Genomic DNA, 6,565 nt, shown 5'->3' with positions numbered 1-6,565 from the left:
CCGCTGCTCGCCTGGGCGGTGGGCAACGTGGTGCTCGACCAGGACGCGGCCGAGAACGTGAAGCCCAACAAGAAGAAGGCCACGGGCCGGATCGACCCGGCGGTGGCCGCGATCATGGCGCTGGGCCGGGCCGAGGTGGGCGAAGAGAAGCGCAAGGCGCGGGACGTGGTGGTGGTATGAAGCTCTTCGGGTTGGACATTCGCCGCGCGGGCGGCGCCATGGCACAGCGCATCGAGCCGCCGGTGACGGCGCAGGCGGCGGCGGGCGACGAGGGCCTGCTGGCGGTGGGCTGGGGATCGCTCGGGGCGCCGGGTGCGGTGCGGGGCCTGCCGCGGGTGACGCCCGAGACGGCGGCGCATCACGCCACGGTCTTTGCCTGCTGCAACAACATCGCGGGCGATCTCGCCAAGGTGCCGCTGAAGCTCTGGCAGCGGCAGGGCGACGGGCAGGACGTGCGTGTGCGCGAGCATGCCGCCGGCGAGTTGCTGAACGGCGAGGCCGCCCCCGGCGTGCCGGCGAATCTGGTGCGCTTCGCGGCGGTCTACGCCTACGCGCTGCGCGGCAACGGCCACATCTACGGGCCCCGCGATGGCGGTGGCGAGCTGATGCGGCTCGACATCGTGCGCCAGGGCAGCGTCTCGATGCTGCGCGACGGGCTCGAGCGTTTCTACCAGTTCGAGGACGGGGCGGGGGTGCAGCGCCGGGTGCCGGCGCGGGCGATGGTGCACCTGCGCTACATGGCCGAGGACGGCTGGACCGGCCGCAGCCCGATCCAGGTGGCGGCCGAGAGCGTCGGCATCGCGCTCGCGGGCCAGCGGGCGGCGGCGCGCAACGCCGCGGGCGGCACGACGAAGGGCGTGATCAAGCTCGGCGACAATTACGAGGGCGAGGAGCAGCGGGTGCGCAATGCCCGGCGCATCAAGGACGCGATGCAGGATCCGGGCGGCGACGGCTGGATCGTCACCAACCCCGACGAGGACGTGAAGGCGCTCGACATCTCGGCCGCCGATCAGGAGCTGCTCTCGAGTCGCAAGTTCGACCGCGAGATGCTGGCGGGTATCTACCGGATGCCGCCGAGCAAGCTGCAGATGCTGGAATACGGCGTGAAGGCCAACGGCGAGCAGCAGGCCATCGACTACCTGACCGACTGCCTGCTGCACTGGTCGGCGCTGGTGGAGGCGCAGCTCGACGTGGCGCTGTTGACCCGGGCCGAGCGTGCGGCGGGGCTGTTCCTGCGCCACGACTTCGGCGCGCTGCTGCAGCCGACGGTCAAGGAACAATACGAGGCGCTGAACCGTGCCGTGGGCGGGCCGTTCATGCTGCCCAACGAGGCGCGCGCCAAGATCGGCGCGCCACCGGTGGCCGAGGGCGGCACGCTCAACCCCGCGCCCAACATGACCCGCGCCGCAGCGCCGGGCCGCGATCCCGAAGGAGACGATGCATGAGCCGGACCGTTGCCAGCTTCTTTGCCGGGGCGCCGTTGGCGCTCTCGCGCGCCCATGGCGAGGCGCTCTTGCAGATGCCGGTCCCCGCACCCGGTGCGGAGGTGGGGGCACGCGCGCTCTCGGTGGGGGCGATGTCGCTCACGCTGGAGCCGGGCGAGCGTTACGCCATCCACCGCAACATCGCCATCGTGCCGATCTCGGGGCTGCTGACGCCCAACGCCTTCCTGCTCGAGCGCTGGCTCGGCTGGAGCACTTACCACGGGCTCGAGGCCACCTTCGCCGAGCTGGCCGCCAACGAGGACGTGGCCGCCATCGTTGCGCTCTGCGACTCGCCCGGCGGCTACGTGCTGGGCATCGCAGGTGCTGCGGCCGCCGTCGCGGCTGCGGCCTCGGTCAAACCCGTGCATGCGCTGGTGCATCCGCTCGCCGCCTCGGCCTGCTACCACATCGCGAGCCAGGCGACGGACATCACCCTCACGCCCGGCAGCGTGGTGGGCTCGATCGGCTGCATGCAGGTGAGTGCCGCACCGGTGCAGCCGGGCATGTCGGGCGATCAGCTGTTCATTCTCAGCTCGTCGCACGCACGCGCCAAGCGCCCTGATCCCTCGACCGAGGAAGGCCAGCGCGAGTCCGTGCGGGTGCTCGACGCAATGGAGGCGGACTTCCACGCGGCTGTCGCCGCGGGCCGGGGCATCGAGCTGGCGGACCTGCCGGCGCGGCTCTCGTCGACCGACGATCCCGCCGATGGCGGCGCGATCTTCTGGGGCGCGGAGGCGCAGGCGCGCGGGCTCGTCGACCGGCTCGAGGACGCGCCGACGTTCTGGGCCCGCCTCGGGGCGGCCTACGCGCCGCGTCCTCCCCGCACCGCCGGGCGCGCTGCCCGGGCCCAGGCGCAGGCCGCGCGGGCGCTCGCCGGGCTCTGATCTTCCCCATCACCGGGCGCGCCACCGCGCGCCTCGTCTTCACCCTGCCCATGCGCGGCGGGGTCTTCCTGCTGCGCCCGAGGCGCGGCGCCCATCATGAGGAGCATCACCATGGGTGACATCAACGACCTGCGCCGCGCCCGGAAGGCCGCGGCGGACGACATGCAGGCCCGCGCCGACGCGCTGACCGCGCTCGAGGACCAGGAGGGCGCGGAAGAGACCGCGCTCGCGGCGGCGCAGGCCGCCTTCGACACCGCCAGGGCCGCCTTCGAGAAGGCCGACCGGCAGGTGAAGCGGGCCGAGGAGGTCGAGGCCTCGCGCGCCGCCGCAGCACAGCCCGAGCCGGGCGCCGAAGCGAACGGCGGGCAGGGCGCCACCGCCCCCGCGCAGCCGAAGGAGAAGGGGCTCCAGTTCGGCGCCATGCTGCGCACGCTCGCAGCAGCGGGCGGCAACCTCCACACCGCCCGCATGATCGCCGAGGAGAACGGCCAGAGCGGGCTCTTCGCCGTCGGGCAGAACCTGTCCTCGGGCGAGGCGGGCGGCTTCCTGGTGCCCGAGGACGTGAGCTCGGAGGTGATCGAGCTGCTGCGTCCTGCCAGCGTCGTCACCGCCATGGGCCCGCGCATCGTGCCGCTGCCCAACGGCAACCTCACGCAGAACCGCCGCGCCTCGGGGGCCAGCTTCGGCTACGGCGACGAGACCTCGGACGCGCCGGTGACCGGCTACAGCTACGGTCAGATGAAGCTCTCGGCCAAGAAGATGCGGGGCATCGTGCCCATCTCCAACGATCTGATGCGCGCGGCCTCGACCTCGGTCGACCGCATGGTGCGGGACGATGCCATCGCCGACGCCGCCCAGATCCAGGACCGCTACTTCCTGCGCGGCGCGGGCACCGAGTTCGCGCCCAAGGGTCTGCGCTACCAGCTCGTCGGCACGCCGGCAGCGGCGACCAACATCCTGGTGATGACCGCAGGCTCCGACCTGCAGAAGGTCACCAGTGATCTCGGCCGCATGGAGCTGGCGCTCGCCAATGCCAACGTTCCCTATAACGGGGCGCACTGGATCATGTCGCCGCGCACCGCGATGTACCTCACGAACCTGCGCGACGGGAACGGCAACCTTGCTTTCCCCGAGATGCAGTCTGGCCAGCTGCGCCGCAAGCCCGTGCATGTCACCACCGAGATCCCGTCGAACCTCGGCGGCGGCGGCGACGCGTCGGAGATCATGCTGGTGCATCCGATGCACGTGGTGATCGGCGAGCACATGGGCATCACCATCGCCATGTCCGACCAGGCCGCCTACCGCGACAGCAACGGCGAGCTGCAATCGGCCTTCAGCCGCGACGAGACGCTGATGCGGATGATCCTGCAGCACGACCTCGGGCTGCGGCACCTGCCGGCCGTCGCCGTGCTGACCGGCGTCACCTGGGCCGACTGAGCCCGCTTTCCCAAAGGAGACTTCCCATGATCCAGATGAAAGACATCGGCGCGCTGATCACAGCCCTGCGCGCCGCCGGCAACGCCGCGCTGACCGCAGGCGGCGCGGGCGACAACACCGCCGTGCCCGGCGTGATCCTCGACCGGGCGGCCATCGGCATGCCGCAGTCGGGGCTGCTCGCCATTCCCTTCACCGCCACGCTGGCGGCGGGCGAGACGCTCTCGGTCACCTACACGGTGCAGGAAGGCGAGGCGGCGGACCTTGCGGACGCGGCGACGCTGGTGACCGGCACGGTGGTGGCCGCGACCGGGCCCGCGGGCGGCGGCACCGTCACCGGCTGCCTCGAGCTCGACGTGAAACTCCGGGCGGGCGGGCGCTACGTGCGGGTGAGCTACACGCCCGATCTCAGCGCCGCGGACACCGACACCGCCGCGCTCTCGGCACTGCTGATCTGCGGCGGCATGGACCGCCTGCCGCAATGAAGGCGGTGATCTTCACCCGCCCGCACCTCATGTACCAGAGGGGCGAGACTGCGGGCTTTCCCGACGATCACGCGCAGACGCTGATCGAGGCGGGCGTCGCGCGCGACCCAAGCGCACCGGTTCCGGCCTCGGCTGCCGAGGTGCAGCCCGACGCGGACGCCGCCGAACCGCAGGGCAAGGACGGCGTCGAGGGGGCGGATACCAGCAACGAGCCCGCGCCCGCCGCCCCGTCCGAGCCCGCGCCCGCCGCCCCGTCCGAGCCCGGGGCGCCGCCCGCCCAGGGCAAGCGCAAGTAACCATGCGGTATATCGGGGAAGATCCCCTGCCGCTGGCGGTGACGGCCCAGGCCTTCGCCGCCGCGGTGCACGGGGTGGTGACGGAAGAAGAGACGCCCGCGCTCGAGCTGCTGCTCGGCGCGGCGCAGGATGTCGTCACCACCGCCACCAACGTGCCGCCGGCGCCCGGCCTCTACGAGTTCACCTACCCGGTGCACGACTGGCGGCGCTGGTGGTTCCCGTGCCGACCCGTCACCTCGGTCGCGGCCATCGCCGTTACCGACACGACCGGCGCCTACGTCGATCGCGACATCACCGGGGTGCAGCTCCTGCAGGGCCATGACGAGCCGCAGCTGCTCCTGCCGGAGGGCTGGCTCACCCGCAGCGATGCCGGTGCGGTGGTGCGGATCCAGGCAGAGGCGGGGGCGGCGCTCTCGCCCGGGCTCTGGCGCGCCATCATGGCGCTGACCCGCGAATGGCGCGAGGCCGACATCACCATCTCGGGCGATATCGAGCCGCCGCGGGGGTCGTTTGGGGTGCAGCGCCTCATTCGCCAGGCGCGCTACCGTCGCCCGCAGATCTCGGCGGGGTGCTGAGATGGCAGGCGGGCGGCTCGACGACCGCATCACCGTGCAGCGCAAGGTGCCGGGCAACACACCCGGCGGCAATACCGTGGTGGGCTGGGCCGACCTCGAGCTGACCGCGGGCACACCGCTCACGCTCTGGGCGGACATGAACGAGGATCCGGGCGCCGAGGCGCTGGTGGCGGGCCGCAACGAGGCCACGCGGCGGGCGACGGTGCGGCTGCGCGTCAGCCCCGCCGCGCGCGAGATCACCGCGGCCGACCGGATCGTGGCCCGCGGGGCAGTCTGGAAGATCCGCAGCGCCCCGGCCCAGGCGACCGAGCGCGCCGACCTGCTGGTGCTGCTCTGCGAGGAATGGGTCAGGCCACCAAACTGAGGAGAATCCTGATGACTGTCATTGGTGCCGACAAGGTGATGCGCAAGCTCGACAAGCTCAAGGACCGCGTGGCGCAGGCCATGAGCGACGCCAACCAGAAGAACGGCGAGGACATTCTGCGGGTGTCGAAGATCCTGGTGCCGGTGGGCGCCGACGTCGAGGGCGATGGCCACGAGCGCAGCAAGATCACCGGCGCGCGACGGGCCGACGGCAGCTACCTGCTCGACTTCGGGCCCAAGTCCAAGGTCATCGAGGGCGACCGCGGCCCGCGCCCCTTCGTCAACCCGGCGCTCTCGGTGACCCGCAAACGCCGGGCGTCGCGCGCGCGGCGGGCCATCAACAAGGCGGTGAAGGAGAGCTTCCATGGCTGACGGGCCCGCGACCCTGCTGCAGGCGGCGCTGATCGCGGCGCTGCGGGCCGATCCCGAGGTCGCGGCGCTGGCCACCGGCGGCGTCTACGACGAGCCGCAGGAGCACGTGGCCTTTCCCTATGTCCACTTGGGCCGCCTCGACGGGGCCGCGCTGCGCATCGGCTGCCACACCGACGACGACATCGCCTTCAGCTTCGAGTGCCAGTCGCAGACCGCCGCCGGTCGCGAGCAGGTGGTGGCGCTGGCGCATGCGGTGCGGGTGGCGCTCGACGGGGTCGAGGTCGCGCTGCCGGGGCTCACGCTCGACTGGTGCGACTACCTGACCACCGTCGTGAGCCGGTCGCGCGACGGCGAGATCTACACGGCGGTGGTGGCCTTCGAGGCCTCGCTCGGCGTGGCCGCGTAACGCCCTTCGGCAAGGCGACCCGGGCGGCAGCCCATCTTCCGTTCACAGGAGGCCATCATGGCAAAACAGACGGGGCGCACGCTCCTGATCAAGCTGAGCAACGGCGAGGAGACGCCGGGCTTCGAGGTGCTCTGCGCCCTGACCACGAAGACGCTCACCATCAACAACGAAGAGATCGACGTGACCACCGCCGATTGCACGGCACCGGGCGGGCCGCTCTGGACCGAGGTGCTCGACGGCGCCAAGCGCGTGTCCTTCACCGGCCA

Annotated in this window: 11 protein-coding genes; all 11 read left to right on the top strand. The window is 72.0% G+C overall.

What is annotated here, in order from left to right; genetic code table 11:
* Positions 1–180: terminase TerL endonuclease subunit (locus tag BLQ77_RS27815; protein WP_242661905.1), on the top strand; the 180-nt coding region annotated here is incomplete at its 5' end.
* Positions 177–1,445, top strand: coding sequence for a phage portal protein (locus BLQ77_RS27810; protein WP_089964297.1), 1,269 nt, complete (start codon positions 177–179; stop codon positions 1,443–1,445). The genes BLQ77_RS27815 and BLQ77_RS27810, both read left to right, overlap by 4 nt.
* On the top strand, positions 1,442–2,368 hold the full coding sequence (locus tag BLQ77_RS27805; RefSeq protein WP_089964296.1) for a S49 family peptidase: 927 nt from the start codon (positions 1,442–1,444) through the stop codon (positions 2,366–2,368). Before BLQ77_RS27810 ends, BLQ77_RS27805 begins: the two co-directional genes overlap by 4 nt.
* 111 nt (positions 2,369–2,479) lie before the next feature.
* A complete protein-coding gene (locus BLQ77_RS27800; protein ID WP_089964295.1) occupies positions 2,480–3,805 on the top strand; it encodes a phage major capsid protein in 1,326 nt (441 codons plus the stop codon).
* Between the two features lie 26 nt (positions 3,806–3,831).
* Entirely contained in the window at positions 3,832–4,287 is a 456-nt protein-coding gene (locus BLQ77_RS27795; protein ID WP_089964294.1) for a hypothetical protein, read from the top strand.
* Complete coding sequence (locus BLQ77_RS27790) at positions 4,284–4,583, top strand: hypothetical protein (protein ID WP_089964293.1); 300 nt, start codon at positions 4,284–4,286, stop codon at positions 4,581–4,583. The genes BLQ77_RS27795 and BLQ77_RS27790 overlap by 4 nt, the downstream gene beginning before the upstream one ends.
* Before the next feature lie 2 nt (positions 4,584–4,585).
* Positions 4,586–5,158: a hypothetical protein gene (locus tag BLQ77_RS27785; protein WP_089964292.1), complete on the top strand. Its 573-nt coding sequence runs from the start codon at positions 4,586–4,588 to the stop codon at positions 5,156–5,158.
* A gap of 1 nt (position 5,159) precedes the next feature.
* Complete coding sequence (locus tag BLQ77_RS27780; RefSeq protein WP_089964291.1) at positions 5,160–5,522, top strand: head-tail adaptor protein; 363 nt, start codon at positions 5,160–5,162, stop codon at positions 5,520–5,522.
* An 11-nt stretch (positions 5,523–5,533) separates the two neighbouring features.
* Positions 5,534–5,893 (top strand): hypothetical protein, encoded by a 360-nt coding sequence (locus BLQ77_RS27775; protein ID WP_089964290.1) that lies wholly within the window; start codon positions 5,534–5,536, stop codon positions 5,891–5,893.
* Positions 5,886–6,299, top strand: a complete 414-nt coding sequence (locus tag BLQ77_RS27770; RefSeq protein WP_089964289.1) for a DUF3168 domain-containing protein — start codon at positions 5,886–5,888, stop codon at positions 6,297–6,299. Before BLQ77_RS27775 ends, BLQ77_RS27770 begins: the two co-directional genes overlap by 8 nt.
* 57 nt (positions 6,300–6,356) lie before the next feature.
* On the top strand, positions 6,357–6,565 hold a 209-nt coding region (locus BLQ77_RS27765), incomplete at its 3' end, for a phage tail tube protein (protein WP_242661904.1).

Source organism: Salipiger thiooxidans, assembly GCF_900102075.1.
Taxonomy (GTDB): domain Bacteria; phylum Pseudomonadota; class Alphaproteobacteria; order Rhodobacterales; family Rhodobacteraceae; genus Salipiger; species Salipiger thiooxidans.
This window is presented reverse-complemented; position numbering and strand designations above follow the sequence as displayed.